General features: G+C 67.6%; 21 protein-coding genes. 4 read left to right on the top strand and 17 right to left on the bottom strand.

Features of this window, described 5'->3' with window-relative positions; genetic code table 11:
- Positions 1-5 precede the first annotated feature (5 nt).
- Positions 6-1,289: a 3-phosphoshikimate 1-carboxyvinyltransferase gene (gene aroA / locus EXE63_RS07375; protein ID WP_168145449.1), complete on the top strand. Its 1,284-nt coding sequence runs from the start codon at positions 6-8 to the stop codon at positions 1,287-1,289.
- Complete coding sequence (gene rsgA, locus EXE63_RS07380; protein ID WP_168141391.1) at positions 1,286-2,272, top strand: ribosome small subunit-dependent GTPase A; 987 nt, start codon at positions 1,286-1,288, stop codon at positions 2,270-2,272. Before aroA ends, rsgA begins: the two co-directional genes overlap by 4 nt.
- Before the next feature lie 80 nt (positions 2,273-2,352).
- Here rsgA and EXE63_RS07385 read toward each other — a convergent pair whose 3' ends face one another.
- From EXE63_RS07385 to EXE63_RS07405, 5 genes are all read right to left on the bottom strand, one after another.
- A complete protein-coding gene (locus EXE63_RS07385) occupies positions 2,353-3,600 on the bottom strand; it encodes a fatty acid desaturase family protein (protein WP_168141392.1) in 1,248 nt (415 codons plus the stop codon).
- A 68-nt stretch (positions 3,601-3,668) separates the two neighbouring features.
- Positions 3,669-4,823 carry a ferredoxin reductase gene (locus EXE63_RS07390; RefSeq protein ID WP_168141393.1) on the bottom strand — a complete coding sequence of 385 codons (1,155 nt, stop codon included), beginning with the start codon at positions 4,821-4,823 and terminating at the stop codon, positions 3,669-3,671.
- 66 nt (positions 4,824-4,889) lie between these two features.
- Entirely contained in the window at positions 4,890-5,390 is a 501-nt protein-coding gene (locus tag EXE63_RS07395; RefSeq protein WP_168145450.1) for a DUF6912 family protein, read from the bottom strand.
- Positions 5,391-5,396: 6 nt separating this feature from the next.
- A complete protein-coding gene (locus EXE63_RS07400; protein WP_168141394.1) occupies positions 5,397-7,151 on the bottom strand; it encodes a BCCT family transporter in 1,755 nt (584 codons plus the stop codon).
- Positions 7,152-7,204: 53 nt separating this feature from the next.
- Positions 7,205-8,614, bottom strand: coding sequence for a WS/DGAT/MGAT family O-acyltransferase (locus EXE63_RS07405; RefSeq protein ID WP_168141395.1), 1,410 nt, complete (start codon positions 8,612-8,614; stop codon positions 7,205-7,207).
- A 169-nt stretch (positions 8,615-8,783) separates the two neighbouring features.
- Here EXE63_RS07405 and EXE63_RS07410 point away from each other — a divergent pair, with 169 nt between their 5' ends.
- Positions 8,784-9,299, top strand: coding sequence for an Rv3235 family protein (locus tag EXE63_RS07410; RefSeq protein ID WP_168141396.1), 516 nt, complete (start codon positions 8,784-8,786; stop codon positions 9,297-9,299).
- 5 nt (positions 9,300-9,304) lie between these two features.
- Here EXE63_RS07410 and secA read toward each other — a convergent pair whose 3' ends face one another.
- From secA to EXE63_RS07425, 3 genes are all read right to left on the bottom strand, one after another.
- Positions 9,305-12,112: a preprotein translocase subunit SecA gene (secA, locus tag EXE63_RS07415; protein ID WP_168141397.1), complete on the bottom strand. Its 2,808-nt coding sequence runs from the start codon at positions 12,110-12,112 to the stop codon at positions 9,305-9,307.
- Between the two features lie 198 nt (positions 12,113-12,310).
- Complete coding sequence (gene hpf, locus EXE63_RS07420; RefSeq protein ID WP_168141398.1) at positions 12,311-12,982, bottom strand: ribosome hibernation-promoting factor, HPF/YfiA family; 672 nt, start codon at positions 12,980-12,982, stop codon at positions 12,311-12,313.
- Positions 12,983-13,282: 300 nt separating this feature from the next.
- Positions 13,283-13,912, bottom strand: a complete 630-nt coding sequence (locus EXE63_RS07425) for a ComF family protein (RefSeq protein ID WP_168145451.1) — start codon at positions 13,910-13,912, stop codon at positions 13,283-13,285.
- 163 nt (positions 13,913-14,075) lie between these two features.
- Here EXE63_RS07425 and EXE63_RS07430 point away from each other — a divergent pair, with 163 nt between their 5' ends.
- The gene (locus EXE63_RS07430) at positions 14,076-14,876 is read left to right on the top strand and encodes an SDR family NAD(P)-dependent oxidoreductase (RefSeq protein WP_168141399.1); all 801 of its coding nucleotides are present in this window, start codon (positions 14,076-14,078) and stop codon (positions 14,874-14,876) included.
- Between the two features lie 28 nt (positions 14,877-14,904).
- Here the strand turns inward: EXE63_RS07430 and lpqB are convergent, their stop codons facing one another.
- The 9 genes from lpqB to alkX all read right to left on the bottom strand — a co-directional run bounded on the left by lpqB (position 14,905) and on the right by alkX (position 24,816).
- Entirely contained in the window at positions 14,905-16,677 is a 1,773-nt protein-coding gene (gene lpqB / locus EXE63_RS07435) for an MtrAB system accessory lipoprotein LpqB (RefSeq protein ID WP_168141400.1), read from the bottom strand.
- A complete protein-coding gene (mtrB, locus tag EXE63_RS07440) occupies positions 16,674-18,299 on the bottom strand; it encodes an MtrAB system histidine kinase MtrB (RefSeq protein WP_436277743.1) in 1,626 nt (541 codons plus the stop codon). Before mtrB ends, lpqB begins: the two co-directional genes overlap by 4 nt.
- 82 nt (positions 18,300-18,381) lie before the next feature.
- Positions 18,382-19,068, bottom strand: coding sequence for a two-component system response regulator MtrA (gene mtrA / locus EXE63_RS07445; protein ID WP_149443495.1), 687 nt, complete (start codon positions 19,066-19,068; stop codon positions 18,382-18,384).
- A gap of 73 nt (positions 19,069-19,141) precedes the next feature.
- On the bottom strand, positions 19,142-19,765 hold the full coding sequence (locus EXE63_RS07450) for a dTMP kinase (protein ID WP_168141402.1): 624 nt from the start codon (positions 19,763-19,765) through the stop codon (positions 19,142-19,144).
- A 9-nt stretch (positions 19,766-19,774) separates the two neighbouring features.
- Positions 19,775-20,590, bottom strand: coding sequence for a tetratricopeptide repeat protein (locus EXE63_RS07455; RefSeq protein WP_168141403.1), 816 nt, complete (start codon positions 20,588-20,590; stop codon positions 19,775-19,777).
- A 72-nt stretch (positions 20,591-20,662) separates the two neighbouring features.
- Entirely contained in the window at positions 20,663-21,970 is a 1,308-nt protein-coding gene (locus tag EXE63_RS07460; protein ID WP_210000368.1) for a lipase family protein, read from the bottom strand.
- Between the two features lie 156 nt (positions 21,971-22,126).
- Complete coding sequence (locus EXE63_RS07465) at positions 22,127-22,594, bottom strand: hypothetical protein (RefSeq protein WP_168141404.1); 468 nt, start codon at positions 22,592-22,594, stop codon at positions 22,127-22,129.
- 5 nt (positions 22,595-22,599) lie between these two features.
- Positions 22,600-24,060, bottom strand: coding sequence for an adenosylhomocysteinase (ahcY, locus tag EXE63_RS07470; protein WP_168141405.1), 1,461 nt, complete (start codon positions 24,058-24,060; stop codon positions 22,600-22,602).
- 123 nt (positions 24,061-24,183) lie between these two features.
- The gene (gene alkX, locus EXE63_RS07475; RefSeq protein WP_168141406.1) at positions 24,184-24,816 is read right to left on the bottom strand and encodes a TetR family transcriptional regulator AlkX; all 633 of its coding nucleotides are present in this window, start codon (positions 24,814-24,816) and stop codon (positions 24,184-24,186) included.
- Positions 24,817-24,856: the final 40 nt, after the last annotated feature.

Here is a 24,856-nt window from a genome sequence, read left to right on the forward strand (position 1 = left end):
GCAGGATAGAGGCCGTGAACAACTGGCCGGCACCGACGATGACCGGACCCGTGGACGCCACGGTGGCGGTACCCGGGTCGAAATCGCTGACCAACCGGGCGCTCGTGCTGGCCGCGCTGGCCGCCCCGCAGGGGGCCACCAGCATCAGCGGCGCGTTGCGCAGCCGCGACACCGACCTGATGATCGATGCGGTCCGGGCGCTGGGCGTGACCGTGAGCGGCGACGGCACCGAGCTGACCACACGCGGCGCCATCGCTCCCGCCGCGGGCACCCGCATCGACTGCGGACTGGCCGGCACCGTGCTGCGGTTCCTGCCCGCCGTCGCCGCGCTGAGCACCCAGACCGTCATCTTCGACGGGGACGAGCAGGCCCGGGCCCGCCCGATCGCGCCGCTGCTGGACGCGCTGCGCGGCCTGGGCGTTCACATCGACGGCGCCGGATTGCCGTTCGAGGTGCGCGGTACGGGTTCGGTGGCCGGCGGTGAAGTCCACATCGATGCGTCGGCGTCATCGCAGTTCGTCTCGGGACTCTTGTTGGCCGGTGCCACCTTCCGTGACGGTCTGACCGTCGTGCACACCGGCGAGTCGGTGCCGTCGGCGCCCCACGTCGCGATGACGGTGGCGATGCTGCGCGGCGCCGGCGTCACCGTCGACGACAGCACGCCCAACCGCTGGCGGGTCGATCCGGGCGCCGTCGCCGCCCGGCACTGGGACATCGAACCCGACCTGTCCAACGCGGTCCCGTTCCTGTCCGCCGCCGCCGTCACCGCGGGCACGGTGCGGATCAGCCGGTGGCCCGCGCACAGCATCCAGCCCTCGGGCGCCATCCTGGATCTGCTGTCCCGGGTGAATGTCGTTGTCCAACAGACAGATTCTCACTTACAAGCGCAAGGTGCACCGAGTTACGGGGCCATCGACATCGACCTGCACGATATCGGTGAACTGGCCCCGGCGGTCGCGGCGCTGGCCGCGCTCGCCGCCCCCGGTTCGGTGTCCACCCTGCGCGGTATCGCCCACCTGCGCGGGCACGAAACCGATCGGCTGGCAGCACTGAGCGCGGAGCTCAACGGCCTGGGCGGCCGGTGCGCCGAGACGCCGGACGGTCTGCAGATCACCGCGACACCGCTGCACGGCGGTGTGTGGCGGTCGTACGCCGATCACCGGATGGCCACCGCGGGTGCGATCGTCGGACTGCGGGTGCCCGGCGTGCAGGTCGAGGACATCGCGACGACGTCCAAGACGCTGCCGGACTTCCCGGGGATGTGGGCCGACATGCTGGGCACGATTTGAGGTCTCGCGAGTACGACGAGTCCGATGTCCGGGTCCGCCCGGGCAAGGGTTCGCGTCCGCGTACCAAGACCCGTCCCGACCACGCCGATGCCGAGGAGGCCATGGTCGTCACCGTCGACCGCGGCCGCTGGGGATGCGCCCTCGGCGGGGACCCGAACCGGCATGTCACCACCATGCGCGCCAGAGAATTGGGCCGCACACCCATCGTCGTGGGTGACGAGGTGAGCATCGTCGGCGACCTGTCCGGCAAACCGGACACCCTGGCCCGCATCGTGCGTCGCGGTGATCGCCGAACGGTGTTGCGCCGCACCGCCGATGACACCGACCCCGCCGAGCGGGTGGTGGTGGCCAATGCCGATCAGCTGCTGATCGTGGTGGCGCTGGCAGATCCGCCGCCGCGCACCGGGTTCGTGGAGCGGGCGTTGATCGCCGCCTACACCGGCGGGCTGGCGCCGATCCTGTGCCTGACGAAATCCGACCTTGCCGACCCGGAACCGTTCGCGGCGCAGTTCGCCGATCTGGATCTGCAGGTGGTGACGGCCGGGCGCGACGATCCGCTCGATGTGGTGGCGCCGCTGCTGACCGGGAAAGTGACCGTGCTGCTGGGACATTCCGGAGTGGGCAAGTCGACCCTGGTGAATCGTCTTGTGCCCGAGGCGGAACGGGCCACCGGCGACGTGTCCGGTGTCGGCAAGGGCAAGCACACCTCGAGTCAGTCGGTGGCGCTGCCGTTGCGGGCGTCCGGTTGGGTGATCGACACCCCGGGTATCCGCTCGTTCGGCCTGGCCCATGTGAGCGCCGATGACGTGGTGCAGGCCTTCTCCGACCTGGCCGAGGCGGTCGACGAATGTCCGCGCGGCTGTGGGCATCTGGGCGCCCCCGCCGATCCAGAGTGCGCGCTGGACACGTTGACCGGGCCGGCCGCGGGCCGCGTCGCCGCGGCACGGCTGCTGCTCGGCACCCTCAATGAGGCCGGATACTGAGACGCGAGGGTGCGTAAACGCCGAACCGCGAGCGGCATGTCTGGAACAGACACGCACGCTCGCGGCATGGGGTTGCTGAGCTATGCGGCGATCTTGCCCTGCCGCCAGCCGCGCACCGTGGCGATCGCGGTCTTCAGACCACGGCGCTTACCGGTGGCGGGATCGGTGACACCGAAACCCTCCAGCTCGTCGAACATCCGCTCGCTACGCGTTTCGGGTGCGTTGTCGCGGGTGTCGGTGAGGAACTTGTCCGGCAACGACAGCTTCGCGATGGTGCGCCAGCTCTTGCCGTACTGCACGAGGAACGGCCCCGTGGTGTAGGGCAGGTCGTACTTGTCGCACAGCGCGCGCACCTTGATCGAGATCTCGCGGTACCGGTTGCTCGGCAGATCCGGGAACAGGTGGTGCTCGATCTGGTAGGACAGGTTGCCGCTCATGAAGTCCAGCACCCGGCCGCCACTGATGTTGGCGCTGCCCAGCATCTGGCGCAGGTACCACTGGCCGCGGCTTTCGCCGACCATGTCGGTCTTGGTGAACTTCTCGGCACCATCGGGAAAATGGCCGCAGAAGATGATCGCGTTGGTCCAGATGTTGCGGATGATGTTGGCCACGATGTTGGCCTTCATCGTCGACTTGTAGGTGGCTCCCGGCGACAGCGAGGTCAGTGCGGGCCACACCACGTAGTCCTTGGCCACCTGGTGGCCGGCCTTGACGCCGAACTCCTTGACGCGCGCCATGGTCGCCTTGCGGTCATCGCGGCCCTTGAAGATCTTGCCGAGTTCCAGGTGCTGCAGACCGATACCCCACTCGAACAGCACCGCGAGCAAGGTGTTGTAGAACAGGTTCCCCAGGTTCATCGGCTTCCACCGCGCGTCGCGGGTGACGCGGATGACGCCGTAGCCCACATCGTCGTCCATGCCCAGGATGTTGGTGTACTTGTGGTGCATGAAGTTGTGCGTGAAACGCCAGTGCTTCGAAGCCCCGGTGGTATCCCACTCCCAGGTCGAGGAGTGGATCTCGGGATCGTTCATCCAATCCCACTGACCGTGCATGACGTTGTGGCTGATCTCCATGTTCTCGATGATCTTGGCCACGCCCAGGGTCGACGCTCCCGCCCACCAGAAGGCCCGCTTGGAGCTTCCGGCGAGCAACAGGCGGCCGGTGATCTCCAGCGCACGCTGACCGGCGATCGCGCGGCGGATGTAGCGGGCATCGCTGGCGCCCCGCGAATCTTCGATGTCCTGGCGGATCGCGTCGAGCTCAGCACCCAGCGTTTCGATATCCGCATCGGTGAGATGCGTGAACGCCGGTACGTCGGTAATAGCCACTTCTCGGCCCTCCTTCCGTTCCTACGATACCGTAACCTACGCAACCGTAGGTTACTAGCCAGTAAAGTCTATGCGTCCAGCGTGCAGTCGCCGGACGCCGCGGAGACACAGGTCTGAACCCTGGTCCCCGGTTCGTGCTCCACCCCGGTGCGCAGGTCGCGCACGTGGCCCTCGACGAGACCCACGACACATGACTGGCAGATGCCCATCCGGCACCCGAACGGCATCTGGATTCCGGCGCCCTCGCCGGCTTCCATCAAGGATGTCGCGGCGTCGGCCGCCACACTCTTGCCGCTGCGCTCGAAGGTCACGGTGCCGCCGGTGCCGTGCGGTGCGGCACGGGTCACCGCGAAGCGCTCCAGGTGGAGATTCGTCGGCAGGCCCGCCTCGGCCCAGACCCGCTCGGCGTCGTTGAGCATGGCCTCCGGGCCACACGCCCAGGCCTGACGGTCACGCCAATCGGGAACCACCTCGTCCAGGCGGGACAGATCGAGCCGGCCCTGGGTGCGCGTGGTGCGCAATTCCATCCGGTAGCCCGGATGCGCGTCGTGCAGTTGCTTCAACTCGTCGGCGAACATGACATCGGACTCGGTCGGCGCGGAATGCACATGCACGATGTCAGTGATCTGATCGTGGCGCTGCAGGGTGCGCAGCATCGACATCACCGGGGTGATGCCCGACCCCGCGGTCAGGAACAGCACCGAGGCCGGAGCCGGGTCGGGCATGACGAAGTTGCCCTGTGGTGCGGCCAGCCGCACGATCGTGCCGGGCTCAACGCCACCGACCAGGTGAGTGGACAGGAAGCCCTCCGGCATCGCCTTCACGGTGATGGTGATGGTGCGCGCGCCACGTTTGTCCTGACCGCCGCGCAGGGGGGTCGAGGTCAACGAGTAGGAGCGCCAGCGCCAGCGGCCGTCGACCAGCAGGCCGATCCCGACGTACTGCCCGGGCTCGTAGTCCAGCGAGAAGCCCCAGCCCGGTTTGATGACGAGGGTCGCCGAGTCCTCCGTCTCGCGGCGCACCTCGATGACCCGGCCACGCAGTTCACGTGCCGACCACAGCGGATTGGCGAGCTTGAGATAATCGTCCGGCAACAGCGGAGTGGTGATCCGGCCGGCGATGGTGCGCAGTGCGTGCCAGCCGCGGTGACGGTCTGCACCCGCGATCTGGGGACGCACCGTGTCGGCTACTTTTGCCGAGACCTTGATTTCACTCTTCGCCACGCAACCTACGGTACCGTAACTTACGCAGGCGTAGTGAATTTATGCCCAGCTTGGATGCGACTTACGTCACAGCAGCTCAAGCAGAAAGGGCAACTCCTGCGGGGCGTACCAAGCCAGGTCATGGTCCTGCGCATCACCCACAGCAAGCTCCGCGTCCTCGTCTCCGAGGTCGGCTTCGTCGACCACCCCGACGGCGGTCAGCACCACGGTCTCCGCCGCGGCATTGTCCACATAGGCGGCGATGACATCCGTCAGCGGCACCGGTCCTGCCAACCGCACCACCGCATCGTCGAGGTCGGGCCGGGCCGTCGCCTCCGCGACATCGACCACGAGCACCGCCCGCCGGGGCGGCAAGGTCGACTCCCCCTCTGCCGCCAGCAGGCGCAGCGATGCCAGGGCGGCCTCCCGCAGCGCCACCTCGGCCAGTTCGTCGTCGTCGCCCTCGGCGTAGGACTCACGCAGCGTCGGCGTGACCGCGAAGGCCGTGCCGCTGCGGGCATGGATCAACCCGTCGGCCACCAACTTCTGCAGCATCGCCAGGGTGGCCGGTATGTAGACACGCACCAGGCGAGGTTAGCCGCCGCCGCGTTCACCCGCCCCCACGGTCGCCTCGGCATCCGGGTCCGCGTCGGGGTCCTTCTCCACCGAGATGACGAAGTCGTCACCGTGCTGGGTGACACCCGAGATCACCGCCGAGTTCACCGCCTCGGCCGCGTACTGGCGGCGGAGCATCATCGGGTCCTGGCGCAGATCCTTGACCAGCGCCACCGCCAGCCCGATCATCACGAGCATGAACGGCAGGGCCGCCACGATGGTGATGGTCTGCAGCCCGGTCAACGCATCGGAACCACCGACCAGCAACATCACCGCGGCGACGGCACCGGTGGCGACACCCCAGAAAATGATCGTCTTGCGGTGCGGCTCGATGGTGCCGCGTTCGGACAGCGAGCCCATCACGATGGACGCCGCGTCGGCGCCGGAGACGAAGAACACCGCGACCAGCACCATCACCACGATGGTCGACACGGTCGCCAGCGGGTACTCGGCGAGCAACCCGAACAGCTGCCCCTCCGTCGTACCCTCACCGGCCAGGTTCGCACCCCCCTGCTGGGCCTTGATCGCCGCCCCACCGAAGACACAGAACCAGACCAGCGATACCAGGCTGGGCACCAGCAGCACCCCGGTGACGAACTGCCGGATGGTGCGCCCGCGCGAGATCCGCGCGATGAACATGCCGACGAAAGGCGTCCAGGAGATCCACCACGCCCAGTAGAAGACGGTCCAGGAACCCAGCCAGGCCTCCGTCTCGGCACCCTCGGCACCGGTGCGCGCCGCCATCATCGCCAGATCCTGGAAGTAGCTGCCGATCGAGGTCGGGATCAGGTTGAGGATGAAAACCGTTGGCCCGACGATGAATACGAATGCTGCCAGCAGCAACGCCAGCACCATGTTGAAGTTCGACAACCATTGGATACCGCGCGCGACACCGGACACCGCGGACAACACGAACGCACAGGTGAGCACCGCGATGATCCCGATCAGGACCGCGTTGCCGGTTTCACCGAGACCGCCCACGATCTGCAGCCCACCGCGAATCTGCAACGCGCCCAACCCCAGTGACGCTGCCGAGCCGAACAGCGTGGCGAAAATCGCCAGCATGTCGATGACCTTGCCCCAACCGCCGTGCGCGCGATCGCCGATCAGCGGTTCGAACGCCGCGCTGATCAGTTGGAAACGGCCCTTGCGGTACACGCCGTAGGCGATGGCCAGACCGACCACCGCATAGATCGCCCAGGGGTGCAGGGTCCAGTGAAACAGCGTGGTGGCCATGGCATTCTGGACCGACTCCGGCCCGCCTTCGGCGCCGGTTCCCGGCGGCGGTGACACCAGATGCGCCAGCGGTTCTGCGACACCGAAGAACATCAGACCGATCCCCATACCGGCGCTGAACATCATCGCAATCCAGGACACCGTGCGGAACTCGGGTTCCTCGTCATCACGGCCGAGCGGGATGTTGCCGAACTTCCCGAGGGCGATCCACAGCACGAACAGCACGAAGCCCGACGCCATCAGGGTGAACAGCCAACCGGTGTTCGTCATGACCCAGCCCAGGGCGTCACCGGATGCGGCGGCCAGCGATGCGGTGTCGATGAATCCCCAGACCAGGAATCCGACCGCGATGGCGGCCGTGACACCGAAGACGACGAGGTCCAACCGGCCCTCTTTGACCAGTGCCTCTTCATCTATCGGCACGTCGAGCACCGGGTGCGGAATGACGTCCAATTGGGGCTTGGCAGCGGATTCTTCGCTAGGCGAATTAATAGACATGGTCGACCCATCACATCGCGATCGGCGGATCGAGTCAACTTCCACCGCGGGTGTCAGCGCGTCGATTCCAGCAATTCGTCCAGCGACTCGCGCAGCAACGCCGGCAGCACGTCCACGTCACTCATGGCGTCGCGATCGGCGTTGATCCCGAAGTACAACATGCCGTTATACGAGGTCACCGATATCGCGAGCACCTGGTTGGTGAGCAGCGGCGGCACCGCGTAGGACTCCAGCAGCTTGGTGCCGGCAATGTACATCTGCTTCTGCGCACCGGGCACATTGGTGATCAGCAAATTGAACTGACGCGCGGAGAAGCTCGTCGCAACCCGGATGCCCATCGCGTGCAGAGTCGGCGGCGCGAATCCGGACAGCGTCACAATGGTGCGGGCGTCGACCAAACTCGCGGCGGTGGAATGCGATTCGGTGGCATGCGCGATCTGGGACAGTCGCACCACCGCATTGCCCTCCCCGATCGGCAGATCGACCAGGAACGGCGAGACCTCACTGATGGCCTGACCCGGTCCGGCCGAATCGATCTCGGCGTCGGGATACACCGAATTCGGCGCCATCGCGCGCACGGTCGACGTCGCCGTCACCGGCTCTCCGCGGGACAGCAACCAGTTGCGCAGCGCGCCGGCCACCACGGCCAACACGACATCGTTGACGTCGCATTCGTAGCGTGCCCGCAGCGCGCGGTAGTCCTCCAGCGGATGCGCGGCCACCGTGAACCGCCGGTTGCGCGACACCGTGGTGTTCAGCGGGCTGCTCGGGGCGGTCCCGCGGGCCACCGTGCGTGCGACATCCGCGATGCGGCGCCCGGCGTCGACGAGCGCTCCGGCATTGGTGGCCATCTCCTGCACCGCCGAGCGCGCCGCGGCCACCTGCGCGGTGGGCCGGGTGACCCACTCCCCGAGAGCCGCGACGAACAGTTGTCTGTCGCTGGGTTCGCGGGCGGGGATCCAGATGTCCTCGCCGAATTCGGGCGCCTTCTGGGTGCGGTCGGCGATGACGTGCCCGATCTCCAGCGCCGACATGCCATTGACGAGCGCCTGATGCGACTTGGTGTAGATGGCGATCCGGTTGCGGGCGAGGCCTTCGACGATGTACATCTCCCAGAGCGGACGGGACTTGTCCATCGGCCGGGAGCCGATCCTGGCGATCAGATCATGCAGTTGCGCATCGCTTCCCGGTGAGGGCAGCGCCGAGCGCCGGACGTGATAGGTGATGTCGAAATCGGTGTCGTCGACCCAGACCGGCCGGGCCAGCCCCAGGCTGACCTCGCGAACCTTCTGCCGGTACCGCGGAATTTGCGGCAGCCGCTGCTCGACGGTGGCCAGTACGGATTCATAGCTCAGTCCGCCGCGCGGCTTGCGCACGATGGACAGCGACCCGACATACATCGGGGTCGAACTGTTCTCCAAGCGATAGAACGCCGAATCGGATGCCGACAGCCTCGTCACCATCGCGACAGCGTCCTCCCCTCACCCGGTGCTGATTCCCCGTCACCGTATCGGTCATCGTCAGCAGTGCGCATCATGGGTGCACCGAAGCCCCGCCGACACGTGCGATCATCGATATGACTGTGCCTCTCCAGCAGCCGTCCCGTCCGTTTCCGTGCCCGCTGGAGAGCCCGTGTCTCACGTATCCCATCCCGAACCGCCGCACCCCACCGCCGCTACGCATGCCGCGGTGACCTCGCCGATCATCGACTGCGAGCCCCCGGTGCTGGGTGCCGGCCGCCCGGCGCCGCATCCGCCGACGCTGCGCCCGCGCCCGCCCCGGCAGCACCGCCTGCCCGCGGTCGTCGGCGAGGTTCCGGCGCCCCAGGCGGCGGTGATGTTCGCCGATGCCACCCTGCGGCGTGTGTTGGAGGTGGTGGACCGTCGGCGCCCGGTGACCCAGTTGCGCGGGTTGCTGGCACCGCCGCTGATCGACATCACGCAAACGCTGGCGCGGGTACCGCAGGCCGGCGGCGCGGCGGTGCTGCGCCGGATCCGGCTGCGCAGCATCGCAGCAGCCGCCGATGCCCAGGTGGACGCCGCCGAGGTGTTCGCCACCTACACGCGCGGGCCCAGGGTGCGGGCCATCGCCGCCCGTGTCGAACTCGTCGCGGGACGGTGGCAGGTGGTGGCGCTACAGATCGGCTGACGCGGTCAGCGCTTGCGGCCCTTGCGCGCCGCCTCGCGGCGTTCCTTGCGGGTCCCGCCGGTGGTTGCGGCGGCGGGACCGGAGCGCTTCACCTCGGCGGATCCGTCCTCGGCCGGTCCGGAGTACGTCAGCGCGGGCTTACCACTGCCACCGATACCCTTGGCCTGCACACCGGCCGGGCGTTCCTTGGTGGCCACCTGGCTCTGCGCTGCGTCCGCTGCTGTCGCGGACGCCTTCTCGGCCGCCGCGGCGGCGAACGCGGCCAACCCGGAGGCCATCGGCGCCGCCTGGGGTGCGGCCGGGGCGGGGGCGGCCTCGACCGCGACGTTGAACAGGAACCCGACCGACTCCTCCTTGAGGCCGTCGAGCATCGCGACGAACATGTCGTAGCCCTCGCGCTGGTACTCGACCAACGGATCGCGCTGGGCCATCGCGCGCAGGCCGATGCCCTCCTTGAGGTAGTCCATCTCGTAGAGGTGTTCACGCCATTTGCGGTCGATCACGTTGAGCAGCACATTGCGCTCCAGCTGACGCATCGCGCCCTCGCCACCGATGGCGTCGATCTGTTCCTCGCGCGCGGCGTAGGCCCGCTCGGCATCCTTGACCAGGGCGTCGAGCAGCTCTTCGCGGGTCAGCTCCCCCGGCTCGCCGACGGCATCGGAGTCGATCAGGTCGTGGTGATCGAGACCGACCGGGTACAGCGTCTTGAGCGCCTCCCACAGCTTCTCCAGGTCCCAGTCCTCGGAGTAGCCCTCCGCCGTCGCCCCGTTCACATAGGCGGTGATGACGTCGACCATCATGTCGTGGGCCTGCTGCGCCAGGTTCTCGCCCTCCAGGATCATCCGGCGCTCTTTGTAGATGACGGTCCGCTGCCGGTTCATCACCTCGTCGTACTTCAGGACGTTCTTGCGGACCTCGAAGTTCTGCTGCTCGACCTGGGTCTGCGCGCTCTTGATGGCACGGGTGACCATCTTGGCCTCGATCGGCACATCCTCGGGCAGGTTCAGCCGGGTCAGCAGCGTCTCCAGGGTCGCGCCGTTGAAGCGGCGCATCAACTCGTCGCCCAGCGACAGATAGAAGCGGGACTCGCCCGGATCGCCCTGACGGCCGGAACGGCCGCGCAGCTGGTTGTCGATGCGGCGGGACTCGTGGCGCTCGGTGCCCAGCACGTAGAGGCCACCGGCGGCGATGACCTCCTGGGCCTCCGCCTTGGCTTCGGCCTTGATCTTGCTGACCATCGGCTCCCAGGCGGCTTCGTACTCGTCCGGGGTCGCGACCGGATCCAGCCCCTGCTCCTTGAGCCGCAGATCGGCGAGGAACTCGACGTTGCCGCCCAGCACGATGTCGGTACCGCGGCCGGCCATGTTGGTCGCGACGGTGATGGCGCCGCGCCGCCCGGCCTCGGCGATGATCTGGGCCTCGGACTCGTGGTACTTGGCGTTGAGGACGTTGTGCGGCACCTTGCGCTTGGTGAACTGGCGCGACAGGTACTCGGATCGCTCGACCGAGGTGGTGCCGATCAGGACCGGCTGGCCCTTCTCGTAGCGCTCCACCACATCGTCGACGACCGCGATGTACTTGGCTTCCTCGGTCTTGTAGATCAGGTCGGACTGGTCCTCGCGGACCATCGGCCGGTTGGTCGGGATGGAGACCACGCCGAGCTTGTAGATCTCATGCAGCTCGGACGCCTCGGTCTGGGCGGTACCGGTCATGCCGGCGAGCTTGTCGTAGAGCCGGAAGTAGTTCTGCAGCGTGATCGTCGCCAGCGTCTGGTTCTCGGCCTTGATCTCGACGTGCTCCTTGGCCTCGATGGCCTGGTGCATGCCCTCGTTGTAGCGCCGGCCCACCAGCACGCGGCCGGTGAACTCGTCGACGATGACGACCTCACCGTTGCGCACGATGTAGTCCTTGTCGCGCAGGAAGAGTTCCTTGGCCTTGAGGCAGTTGTTCAGGTAGCTGACCAGTGGCGAGTTGGCGGCCTCGTAGAGGTTCTCGATACCGAGCTGATCCTCGACGAACTCCACCCCCAGCTCGTGCACGCCGATGGTGCGCTTGCGCAGGTCCACCTCGTAGTGGACGTCCTTCTCCATCAACGGCGCCAGCCGGGCGAACTCGCTGTACCAGTGCGAGGCGCCGTCGGCCGGGCCCGAGATGATCAGCGGGGTACGGGCCTCGTCGATGAGGATCGAGTCGACCTCGTCGACGATGGCGTAGTTGTGGCCGCGCTGCACCATCTCCGCAACGGAGTGGGCCATGTTGTCGCGCAGGTAGTCGAAGCCGAACTCGTTGTTCGTGCCGTAGGTGATGTCGGCGCCGTAGGCGACGCGGCGCTCATCGGGGGTCAGGCCGGACAGGATGACCCCGACGTCGAGACCCAGGAACCGGTGGATACGGCCCATCTGCTCGCTATCGCGCTTGGCCAGGTAGTCGTTGACGGTGACCAGGTGCACGCCCTTGCCGGCCAGGGCGTTGAGGTAGGCCGGCAGCACCGCGGTCAGGGTTTTGCCCTCACCGGTCTTCATCTCGGCGACATTGCCGAAGTGCAGTGCCGCACCGCCCATCAACTGGACGTCGAAGGGCTTCTGTCCGAGCACCCGCCAGGCCGCCTCGCGGGCCACCGCGAAGGCCTCGGGCAGCAGGTCATCGAGGTCTTCGCCGCCGTCGACCCGCTTGCGGAACTCGTCGGTCTTGGCACGCAGTTCGGCGTCTGACAGCTTCTCGACATCGTCGGACAAGGTGTTGACGTAGTCAGCCACCTTCTTCAGCCGCTTGACCATGCGGCCTTCACCGAGACGGAGCAACTTATCGAGCACGCTATTTCCCCTGTGGGTTGATGAATAGTGCCGGCCCGGGCGACGTGACTGACCGATCCGGTCGCCGCGCACCTTCCTGCCGCTAATCCATCGTAGGCGACCGAAAGAAATCGCTGCCTGAAAGTGTCCTGCGGGCGCGCCCGGGCATGCAGCGAGCCCCCGGCTTCTCCGCCGAGGGCTCGCGCAAGGGCGGCCGGCTCAGGCCAGCCGAATGAGTCCGTAGTCGTAGGCGTGACGGCGGTACACCACCGAGGGCCGATCGGATTCCTTGTCGTGGAAAAGGAAGAAGTCGTGCCCGACGAGTTCCATCTCGTAGAGAGCGTCGTCGATGCTCATGGGCGTGGCTTCGTGCTCTTTGGTGCGCACGATGCGGCCGGGTTCGTGGTCGGGCTCGACGGCGAACGGGTCCTGCGGTGCGGGTTCGTCGACTGCTGCCAGTTCCGCGGTGGCCTCGTGTACCGAGACGGGTGTCTTGTCCCCGTAGTGGATCTTGCGACGATCCTTGCTGCGGCGCAGTCGTGCTTCGAGTTTGCTTGCCGCCGACTCCAGGGCCGCGTAGAAGCTGTCTGCGCAGGCCTCGCCACGCACCACCGGGCCACGGCCGCGTGCGGTGATCTCGACGTGCTGACAGTTCTTGCGCTGGCGCCGGTTCTTCTCATGGTCGAGTTCGACGTCGAACAGGTAGATGGTCCTGTCGAAACGCTCCAACCGCGACAACTTCTCCGAGACGTAGACCCGGAAATGGTCGGGAACCTCGACGTTGCGTCCCTTGACGACGACATCGGCGTTGAGCACCGGCGCATCGGTCGATTGGTCGCGGTCCTCGAGGACCATGGTGGAGTTGTTGGTTTCCACGGAATTCGTTGACATGCTTGACAACTCGTTTCTGTCGGAAGTCGCACGCGCATCGCGTGCCCGGGATCGTGTCAAATACGCCGTCGGCACGTTGCATGTCGCTGCGCCCGCCGGCGTCAGGTGTCGAGTAATCACCTCCAACCGCACTAGGCAGTCCCGGTACCGCACGGGCGCCCGTACCGGGTGCCGCCGTGAGAAACACGGGTTGTTGGACCCGACGGTAGTCCGTGTTCACCTGACTGTGCCACCAATTTCGCAGACCTGTTTTGAAGTCTTCATCTCCCAGCAATAGAGCGGGCTGTTTTCCCGCCGGTTTCATGCATCGGACAGCGCCAGCACCGCGTGCACCTCCACTCCGGCGGTTTGCAGGGCACGTACCGACTCACAGGCGGTCGCACCCGTGGTGACGACGTCGTCGACCACCACGGCGGGTCCGGGCACCGGCCGCAGCAGCCGCACCCGGCCGGCCAGATTGCGCTGCCGGTCCGCGCTGGACAGGCCCACGGAGTCCCGGGCGAAACCGGTCAGGCGCAGCGCGCGCACCACGGTGATACCGGGCAGATCCGCGACCGCCGCGAGTGCCACCCGGGTCACGGGGTCACCACCGCGCCTGCGTGCGGCCATCCGCCGGGTCGGGGCGGGCACCAGGGTCAGCGGCGCGTCGAGCAGTCCCCAGCCGAGCAGCCGGGCCAGGCCGGTGTGCAGGGCACCGGCCAGCGGGGCGATCAGATCGGCTCGGCCGTGTTCCTTGACCGCGACGATCGCCTGCCTGCGGGCGGCGGCGTACCGACCCAGCGACAGCACCGGAACCCCGGGGTCCAGGCGCGGTGTCACCAGCCGGGGTTCGGCCGCGCCGGCGGCCAGCAGCCCCGCACAGGCCGGGCACCACCGCGTCGACGGCGCAGCGCAGCCGCCGCACTCCAGCGGGAGGATGAGGTCCAGCAGCATGGCCGAAGTGTGCGCCGCCCCTCCGACAGATCCGGGTCCAACCTTGGCGAAACTCGCGTACCCGGGGTGAATCCGCCGGCGGGAACACCGGGTACGCGAGTTTCGGCGCCAAAGGGGGCATGCGGGCGCCTACCGTTGCCATTACGGTTACCATTTCGGCATGTTCACGGGTAAGCAGGCCATCGTGACCGGAGCCGGATCCGGCATCGGCGCGGCCCTGTGCCGCGCCCTGACCGCGGCCGGCGCCGAGGTCGTGTGCACAGATATCGACGAAGCGGCGGCGGCAGGCACCGCCGAACCCCTCGGCGCCCGGTGGCGCCGGCTCGACGTCACCGATGCCGCCGCGGTCGCCGAATGTGTCGACGAGGTGGTCGACCGTGCCGGGCGGATCGACCTGATGTTCAACAACGCCGGCATCACCTGGGGCGGTGACACCGAACTGCTGACCCTGGACCAGTGGAACGCGATCATCGACGTCAACATCCGCGGGGTTGTGCACGGGGTGGCGGCCGCCTACCCGGTGATGGTGCGACAGGGCCACGGCCACATCGTGAACACCGCGTCGATGGCGGGTCTGGCCGCCGCCGGACAGATCACCAGCTATGTGATGAGCAAGCACGCCGTCGTGGGGCTCTCCCTGGCGCTGCGGTCCGAGGCCGCCGGCCGCGGGGTCGGGGTGCTGGCCATCTGCCCGACCGCCGTCGAGACGCCGATCCTGGACAAGGGCTCGGTCGGCGGCTTCGTCGGCCGGGACTTCTACCGGATGGGCCAGCGCAGCACGAAGTTTGCCTCAGCCGACGACCTGGCCGCCGACACCCTGCAAGCCATCGAAGGCAACAAGGCGCTGCTGGTCTGGCCACGGCAGGCGCGCATGGCGTGGCGATTCGCCCGCTACGCCCCGGGGCTGCTACAGCGCATGTCGATCGGGTTCGTCGCCAAACAGCGTGCGGCGCAGGGGTAACCACCCCGTCGCTTCGCTCGCCCCAGGATCAGCCCGGTAGCACCGGCAGCGCGCCGGCGATCATCAACGGCCGCACCTCCGACCAGGCGAGGTCATCGTCGGCCGCCGAACCGGACAGCTGCAACACCCCGCGCCGGTCGGCGACGTACACCGTCGACGGGTTCGCCGCCACCACCGTCACCGGGCCGGCCAGGTTCCCGCTGGGCCCGTCGGAGTTCACGCCGTCGAGGTTGACGTAGGACACCGGATGGGCACCGTCGGTACGGGTGACCACGATGTCGTCGCCGGTGCGCCAGGACAGCGAGACCGCCGTGTCCCCCAGCCCGAACCCGAGCCGGCGCGGGTAGGTCAGGGCGTACCCACCGCCGGGCGTCTGCTCCACCCCGGCCAGGATCACCCGCCCGTCGATCACCATGGCCGCCCGGGTGCCGTCGCGGGACAGCTGCAATTCGGTGATGGCGCCGGGGAACCTGGCCGACAGCGCAGTCGAGTCCACCGGGATGCGGGCGGGCTGCCCCGATGCGTCCTGCAACACCCGGACCACGTTGACGCCGTCGACCACGATCCAGATGGCATCGTCGAGCGACCAGCTGGGCCGGGTCAGGGTGCGGCCGTCCAGGGCCTGGCCGGCGGCACCGCCGATCGGGCCGATCCACAACGAGGACGCCATATCCGGCGCTCCCCGTCGCAACACCATCACCGAGGCCACTTCCTGCCCGGAACGCGACAGCGCCGCCGACACCTGATCGGGCATCTGCCCGAACGGGCCCGGCACCCGGGGCGCACGCTGGCCGTCCAACGACACCAGCGATCCGCCCACCAGGGCGTGCAGGCCCGCGCCTGCGCCGTCGGCCGCACCCGGATCGGTGGCCGCCACGTCGGCGGTGTCCCAGCCCTCGGCGAAACGGTCATCGAGGGCCGTGCCGTCCACATTGATCACATACGGGCCGTTGATACCGGACCGCGACAGCGTCCAGATGATCTGCGCGGCAAGCAGTTGGCGGGTGTGCGGATCGGTCGTCGACAGATTCTCCAGCTCGATGCGGGCACCGCCGTAGCCGCGGCCCACCCCGGTCTTGCCGCCGTCGGCGCGGGTCACGGGGCCGCGCAGCCGCAGTGGTGCGGCCAGCAGGTTGCGTACGGTGCGCGCCATCTCGGGTCGCGGTCCGGCGATCAGCTTGCTCATCAGTTCGGTGGCCAGCTGATCGGAATCGGCGACCGCGACATAGCGGGGATCGGGCACCACGGTGTTTCCGGTGGGGTCGGTGAAGTAGAGGGTGTTGCGTTTGTAGGTCTGCTGAAACTGCTGCCAGTCCAGGAAGACTCCGTTGGGCAGCCGGTCGATGCGCCAGCCTCCGGGGGTCTTCACCAGTTCGATCGGGCCGGGGTCCGGCAGCGCCCCTTCGGCCGTCTCGAACACCCCGAGCTCGGAGAGCGAGCCGAGGATGTCGGCCTGCATGCTCACCGTGACCAGGTCGGGCCGACGCGTCTCGGTGAAGACCACGCGGTCGATCAACAACGCGCTACCGGCGTCATCCCAGCCCCGCGAGGCGGATTCGGTGAGGAACTGCCGGGCGGCCAGGTGCCGGTTGGCGGGATCGGCGGTGGCCTTGAGGAATTCGCGCAACAGCACGTCGGGCTCCATACCGGGCGTCGGCGTGGGCAGGCTCGGCGGCGCGGGCCGGTCGACGGTCCCGATCGCTTGCGGCGCAGAGGAACTCGGCACTCCGGCGCAGCCGGCGGTGGTGACGGCGAGCACGGTGGCCACGGCCAGGCAGAAGGCCCTCACGGCGGGTGTCATACCCCCTCCGACTCACGGTCGCGCCGGAGCGCGGGATCCTTGACCCGCGCCTGCGGTCCGGTGGATCCGCCCGACAGCCCGGCCGGCTTGAGCGGCAACGGACTCGTGGTGACCTTGTGGCCGCGCACCAGCGGCAGGGTCAGCCGGAAACAGGCGCCCTTGCCCGGCTCACCCCACGCCTCCAGGCGGCCCTGGTGCAGCCGGGCGTCCTCGATGCTGATGGCCAGCCCCAGCCCGGTGCCCCCGGAGCGGCGGACCCGCGACGGATCGGAGCGCCAGAAGCGGCTGAATACCAGCTTTTCCTCGCCGGGACGCAGCCCGACACCGTGATCGCGGACGGTGACGGCGACGGTGTCCTCGTCGGCGGCCATCCGGATCTCCACCGATTTGCGTTCGGCATGGTCGACGGCGTTGGCGATCAGGTTGCGCAGGATGCGTTCCACCCGGCGCGGATCGACCTCGGCGATCACCCCGTCGGTCGGCATGTCCACATCGAGCTGCACGCCGGCGTCGGCCGCAAGGTGACCGACGTTGTCCAGGGCGCTCTGCACGGTGGAACGTAGATCGACCGCCTCCACCGCCAGTTCGGCGACACCGGCATCGTGGCGGGAGATCTCCAGCAGGTCGGCCAGCAGCGTCTCGAAGCGGTCGAGTTCGTTGACCATCAGTTCGGTCGAGCGGCGCAGCGCCGGATCCAGCTCGTCGCTGTGGTCGTGGATCAGGTCGGCGGCCATCCGCACCGTGGTCAGCGGGGTGCGCAGCTCATGGCTGACATCGGAGGTGAAGCGGCGCTGCAGGTTTCCGAACTCTTCGAGCTGGGTGATCTGACGGGACAGGCTCTCGGCCATGTCGTTGAAGGAGACCGCCAGCCGCGCCATGTCGTCCTCACCGCGCACCGGCATGCGTTCGGTCAGATGCCCCTCGGCGAAGCGTTCGGCGATCCTGGATGCCGAGCGCACCGGCAACACGATCTGGCGGGCCACCAGCAGAGCGATCGCGGCCAGCAGCCCGAGCAGCACGATGCCACCGGTGACCATCGTGCCGCGCACCAGGGCGATGGTGGATTCCTCGTTGTTCAGCGGGAAGATCAGGTACAGCTCAAGATTGGTGACCGACGAGGTGCTGGGACTTCCGACGATCAGCGCCGGCCCGGAGAACCCGTCGGTGTGCACGGTCGCGTACTGGTAACTGACCTGCCCGGCCTGCACGAAGTCGCGCAGCGCCTCAGGCACCTGCTGGACCGGGCCCGCGGCGGTGGCCGCGCGGGGACCGTCGCCGGGGACGACGAGCACCGCGTCGTAGGCGCCGGCGAGTCCCGGCCCGGAGTCCGCCTTGCGATCGATGAGGGTGTTGCGGGCCAGTTGCAGGCTGCTGTCCAGCGAGCGGGTCTCCTCACCGCCGACGATGCCGCCCACGGTGTCGCGGGCACGCTCGATTTCCTCGGTGGCGGCGCGCACCTTGACTTCCAGGATGCGGTCGGTGATCTGGCTGGTCAGCACGAAGCCGAGCACCATGATGACCACGAGTGAGAGTCCCAGCGTCAGGGACACCACCCGCAATTGCAGCGACCGGCGCCAGGCGTAGCTGACCGCACGGCCCACCGCGCCCAACCCGCGCAGCATCGGGGACGGGCCTCGGAAACGGCTACGGACCCGGCGTCGCGTACCCCAGATCACGAGCGCCGCCCGACCGCGGGCCCACCGATCACGGAGGTCCGGCCTTGTATCCCACTCCTCGAACGGTCAACACCACCTGCGGGTTCTCCGGGTCGGTCTCGACCTTGGCCCGAAGCCGCTGGACATGCACGTTCACCAACCGGGTGTCCGCGGGATGCCGGTAGCCCCACACCTGCTCGAGCAGCACATCACGAGTGAACACCTGACGCGGTTTGCGCGCCAGTGCCACCAGCAGGTCGAACTCCAGCGGTGTCAGCGAAATCTGCTCACCGGCGCGGGTGACCTTGTGCGCGGGCACATCGATCTCGATGTCATGGATGGACAGCATCTCGGCGGGCTCGTCGTCGTTGCGCCGCAACCGGGCCCGCACCCGGGCCACCAGTTCCTTCGGCTTGAACGGCTTCATCACGTAGTCGTCGGCACCGGATTCCAGCCCGAGGACCACGTCGACGGTGTCGGTCTTGGCGGTCAGCATCACGATCGGCACACCGGAGTCGGCGCGCAGCACGCGGCACACGTCGATACCGTTCATGCCCGGCAGCATCAGGTCGAGCAGCACCAGATCGGGCCGCAATTCACGGACGGCGGTCAGCGCCTGGGTGCCGTCTCCGATGACCGCGGTGTCGAAGCCCTCCCCGCGCAGCACGATGGTGAGCATCTCAGCCAGCGAGGGATCGTCATCGACGACCAGGATCCGTTGCCTCATGGTGACCATGGTGTCACCACAAGGCGACAAAACCGGGGTGCCACGCGGGTGTCTCGGGGTTATCCGCCGAGCGTCGTCGCGGCTAGAACTGCGCGGCAAGCTCCGCCGGGTCGACATCCGGGGGCACGACCACCCACGCACCCGCCCAGTTCGCGGCCGCCAGGCCCGCATAGGCCGCGGCGGTCCGCTGCTGCAGGCCGCGATCGCGTTCATACGCGTCGCGTGCCCGGTCGGCGTCCTGCTCCGCACGGTTGCGCGCGCGCTGGTCGGCCTGCTCGACCGAAACGTCGAGCAGCAGTTGAAAATCCGGCTTGGGCAACCCGAACCTGCCGAACTCCAGGGCATACACCCAGTCGACGACCTCGCCCTCGATGCCCTGATTCAGGCGGGCCGCGCTGTAGGCGGCGTTGGAGGCAACGTAGCGGTCCAGGATCACGACGTCGTGGCCGACCGACAGCCGCTCGACGTCGTCCCTCGCGCCGGCGCGGTCCAGCGCGAACAGCGTCGCCATCGCGTACACCGAATCGGTGAGATCGCCATGCGCACCGTGCAGCGCCTCGGCCGCCAGGTCGGCGTGCACCGATGCGCCGTAGCGCGGGAAGGCCAGGGTGGCGACCGACTTCCCGCCGGCCTCCAACGCCGCGCGCAGCCCGTCGGTCAACGTGCGCTTACCGGCACCATCCAGGCCTTCGATCACAATCAGCACGCTGCGAGCCTAAGCGCCGGTCATCCAGCCCAGCACCGTCAGGCCCACCATGCCGATCAGCAGCAAGGGCCCGGCGACGCCGGCCAGACTCGGCGCGCCGACGGCGGTGACCAGACCGGCGATGACGGCCACGGCCAGGAATGCAAGACGCACGCCGAGAAGTAACTGCTTGCGCAGCACCACTCGCAGTGCCGGTGCGGGCACCGTACGGAAGGTCCAGACGATCGCGGTGATCAACGGCAGCGTCAGCATGACGGCGAGCACTCGGGGCAACAAGGACGGCAATCCCTCGTCATACATCGCTGTCACCACGATCAGCGCCGCAGCCAGCAGGACCACCGACGCCGTCGCCCAGCGCAATACCCGGGTGACCGCCAGGGTGATGTTCCCCAGCGCCAGCGGCGCCAGGCCAGGGTCCAGCCGACCGGCCTCCAGCAGCCCACGCACCGCCTCGGTGGCGGTGCCCATCCGCAGTCTGTTGACCGCCAGATTGTGCACCGCCAGCGCATGTTCGGGCTGCAGGCGCAGCGCCTGCAGGTAGTCGGCCTCGGCTTCATGGGCACCGGACAAGGAGCGCCGCAGATCCCCGCGCAGCACGAGCGCATCCGGGAAGGCCGGACTCAACCGCAACGCCTCATCGACGACCGCCAAGGCGTCGCCGTCGCGCCCGGACTCGCGCAGCAGGCTGGCGTAGGTGTACTGCGCCAGAGCCGAATCGGGATGGGCGGTGGCCGTCTGCCAGGCCAATGTCAGCGCCTCGGCCACCCGGCCCTGCCCATACAGCACAAGCGCCTGTGATCCCAATGCGGCGACATCGCCCGACATATCCCCCCTTGCCCCACGCGCAGAAGGTGACGGGTAATCACCCCGATCCCGCCACCGACAACACATTCGACCTTAGAACTGCCCGCAGTTCGGTGCCGTCGGCACCCCGTTGAACCGGTCGGCGACCCACTGCAAGGCCGGTTCACCATCGACCGCCATCGGCAGCGCGTGGTTGATCACCAGCTTGTTGAAGATCGGCGGACCCTCGTTGGTGCGGAACTCGATATCGCTGCCCTTGGCGCACCAGTCCTTGCCGAGTTGCACCACCGGCGCATAGGGCACCAGCGGGTCATAGCGGTTGCTGTTGAGCAGCACCGGGGCATTGGGTTTCAGCGTGCCGAGCTTCTGCAGATCGAAGATCCCGCGGAACTGCGGGTCGTTCAACAACTCCGGGATCGGATGGTTGAAGTAGGGCTGCAGGTGCCGGAACATGAACTTCGTGACCGTCTCCCCGACACACTGATCCCTGGTCTTGTCGACGAAGTCCATCCCGCGCGGGGTGAGCAGCGCCCGGATCTTGGGCGCGGCCTCCGGGTAGCCCTGCATGACGCTGTTGAGCGCGTAGCCGATCACCCCGACCAGCGCGCTGCCGTCGGCGTACGGGATCAGGTCGACAAGGTCGGCGGGCGGAGCGCCCGCGTAGGTGCCGACGACATTGAGTTCGGGCGCGTAGGCCGACGCCAGTTCGGCGGCCGAACCGGCTGCCCCGCCGCCCTGCGAGTAGCCCCAGAAGGCAACGGGCCCACCGGGTGTCAGCGAAGTGCCCGGCAACTTGCCAGCGGCTCGCGCCGCGTCGAGCATGGCGTGCCCCTGCGACAGCCGGTTGACGTAGGTATGCGTCGTACCGATGGTGCCCAGACCCTCGTAGTCGGTCATCAGGACCGCAAACCCGCGGTTCACCATGGTGTTCACGAACCCGGACTCGTAGTTGACCATGATGTCCAGATATGGCGACCAGTGGATGCCCTGGTTGAACTGCCGCGACGGTGCGCACTGGTCGCCCTGCCCCTGCGTTCCGGGACCGAACACGATCAGCGGGCGCGGGCCCTGTCCCGGCCAGGAGTTGAACGGCTCGAAGTAGGTGCCGGTGACCACATTCGGATTGCCTCGGCCGTCCGTGCTGCGGTACATGACGCGCGTGCCAGTGGCGTTGAGCCTACCGATCTGACCGGACGGCTCGATCACCAATCGGGACGGCTCGGTGCGCACCAGATCACCCGGCGGAACGTCCGGCAACGGATTCGGTGGTGTGTAGAACGCGGTGTACTCGTCCTCGTTGTAGTACGGATACCAGTCGTCGGCATGCGCCAAACCAGTTGTGAGACAACTGATGACAAACCCCAAAGACACTACGACGAACACAGCCCCGGCCCGAATCACTACCGGACAGTAACAAACAGGTAGCCGAATGGCTACGAATTCCTCACGTTTCGTTTTGCCGCCGAGGTGTAACGCCCACTGTCGGGATTTGCCCAGAGTTCGGATCCAAAGGCAAGCAGACCATACACCAGCTACCGAAGTGTCGAACCGAACTGCTCAGTCGAGGCTGGTCGCCTGCAGCACGAGAGTGGCCGTGGCGCGGTCCAGGAACGCGTACGTGCTGGTGGAATCGGAGGAGAACCCCGCGTCGAGAAGTTCGCCGGTGAGGAACGGGCCGGGCGGCACCTCGGCCGACAGTGCGTTTTGAACCTTGGGCGCGCGACCGGTGTCGGTCGGCTCGAACTGGGTCACCATCGCGTCGGCCACGGCCGGCGACAGCGTCACGACGGCGTCCGTGAAGCGCGCGCCGGCGTCTCCGGCTGCCGGGTCCCCCCACTGCAGCCAGGCCACCGAGACCGGTGCGCCGATACCGGGAAACACCTCAACCAGACCGGGGATGTCGCGGTGGACGTCGGTCGGCGGGGGTGGCGACTCCGGAGCTGCCACCTCCTGCGACGGCGCGGAACAGCCGATTGCCACGGCGGCACCGAGTGCCGCCGTGGCAATACCGCGCAGGATCCGCACGGTGACTAGTAGCGGTAGTGCTCCGGCTTGTACGGGCCGTCGACGTCGACGCCGATGTATTCGGCCTGCTCCTTGGTGAGCTTGGTCAGCGAACCACCGAGGGCTTCGACGTGGATCTTGGCGACCTTCTCGTCGAGGTGCTTGGCGAGGCGGTACACCTCGTTGTCGTACTCGTCGTTCTTGGTCCACAGTTCGATCTGCGCGATGACCTGGTTGGAGAAGCTGTTGCTCATCACGAACGACGGGTGCCCGGTCGCGTTGCCCAGGTTCAGCAGACGACCCTCGGACAGCACGATGATCGAGTGGCCGTCGGGGAAGATGAACTCGTCGACCTGCGGCTTGATGTTGATCCGGCGGATGTCCTTGTCACGCTCCAGGCGTGCCATCTCGATCTCGTCGTCGAAGTGACCGATGTTGCCCAGGATGGCCTGGTGCTTCATGGACCGCATGTGCTCGAGGGTGATGATGCCCTGGTTGCCGGTGGCGGTGATGACGATGTCGGCCCAACCGATGGCTTCCTCGACGGTCTTGACCTCGAAGCCGTCCATCAGTGCCTGCAGCGCGTTGATCGGATCGATCTCGGTGACCGCGACGCGGGCGCCCTGCGCCTTGAGCGCCTCGGCACAGCCCTTGCCGACATCGCCGTAACCGCAGACGAGCGCAGCCTTGCCACCGATCAGGACGTCGGTGCCGCGGTTGATGCCGTCGATCAGCGAGTGCCGGGTGCCGTACTTGTTGTCGAACTTGCTCTTGGTGACCGAGTCGTTGACGTTGATGGCCGGGAACGACAGCTCACCGGCAGCGGCGAACTGGTAGAGGCGCAGCACACCGGTGGTGGTCTCCTCGGTGACGCCCTTGACCGACTCCGCGACCTTGGTCCACTTGGTCTTGTCGGCCTCGATCGAGCGGCGCAGCAGGTTCAAAAACACCTTGTACTCGTCGGAATGCTCGTCATCCTCCGGCGGCACGACGCCCGCCTTCTCGAACTCGGCGCCGCGTAGCACCAGCATGGTGGCGTCGCCGCCGTCGTCGAGGATCATGTTTGCGGGCTCGCCGGGCCAGGTGAGCATCTGGTCAGCGGCCCACCAGTACTCCTCCAGGGTCTCGCCCTTCCACGCGAACACCGGGGTGCCCTTGGGCTCCTCGACGGTGCCGTGCGGGCCGACGACGATGGCCGCGGCGGCATGGTCCTGGGTGGAGAAGATGTTGCAGGACGCCCAGCGCACCTCGGCGCCGAGGCTGACCAGCGTCTCGATCAGCACGGCGGTCTGGATGGTCATGTGCAGCGAGCCGGAGATGCGCGCACCCTTGAGAGGTGCCACGTCGGCGTATTCGCGGCGCAGCGCCATCAGGCCGGGCATCTCGTGCTCGGCCAGGCGGATCTCCTTGCGGCCGAACTCGGCCAGCGAAAGGTCAGCGACCTTGTAGTCGATGCCGTTGCGTACGTCGGCGGTCAACTCAGTCATGTGGATAGAGCCCCTTAGTTCATCGTCGTTCGAATCAGTGTTGCCCAGCTCGCACAGCTGTGCGCGGGCGACACCGGTGGCCTGCGGGCTCGCGGGACAGGCACTTCTTCAGCGCTCTGCCAGCTACCGGGTGTCTATGACACCGTACCGCTCTGCGAACGGCGTCATCAGCCTGGCCAGATCCATGGCCACATCGTGGTCGGCTTCCGGTGGCATGGAGACATAGCTCATCGCCAGGCGGACGATGGCGCGGGCCAGCACCCCGGCGTCCTCGTCGGAGGCCTTCATCCAGCTGTTCTGGAAGGTCTCGGTCAGCCGTTGCGAGCACCGGGTGATGATCGGACCGCTGTCGGTGGTGATGATCTGCAGTAGATCGGGCTTCGAGGTCCCGGTCAGCAGTGATATCACCAGTGGGTCGGCCGCGGACTCGGTGAAGAAGTCCCGGAAACCCTGCAGGAAGGCGGCATAGACGTCGCCGACGTTCTCGTTGATGGCGCCGTGGATCTGGTCGACCAGTCGATCGGCCAGCCGCAGGGCGTACCCCTCAGCCAGGCCCTGCCGCGATCCGAACTCGTTATAGATGGTCTGACGGCTGATGCCGGCCGCCCGTGCCACATCGGTGAGGGTGATCGAGGACCAGTCCCGGACCAGCAGCATGTCTCGCATGCCGTCGAGGATCGAGTCCCGCAACAGCACCCGCGAAGCCTCGGCGTAGGGCACACGCTGCGCCATACGACGGGGCGAGGGTGCGCTCATAGCCGCGACCCTATAGCTTCGCGGGGCTCTTGCGGCGAGT

Origin of the sequence: Mycolicibacterium frederiksbergense (assembly GCF_012223425.1) — a bacterium.
Classification (GTDB): Bacteria; Actinomycetota; Actinomycetes; order Mycobacteriales; family Mycobacteriaceae; genus Mycobacterium; species Mycobacterium frederiksbergense.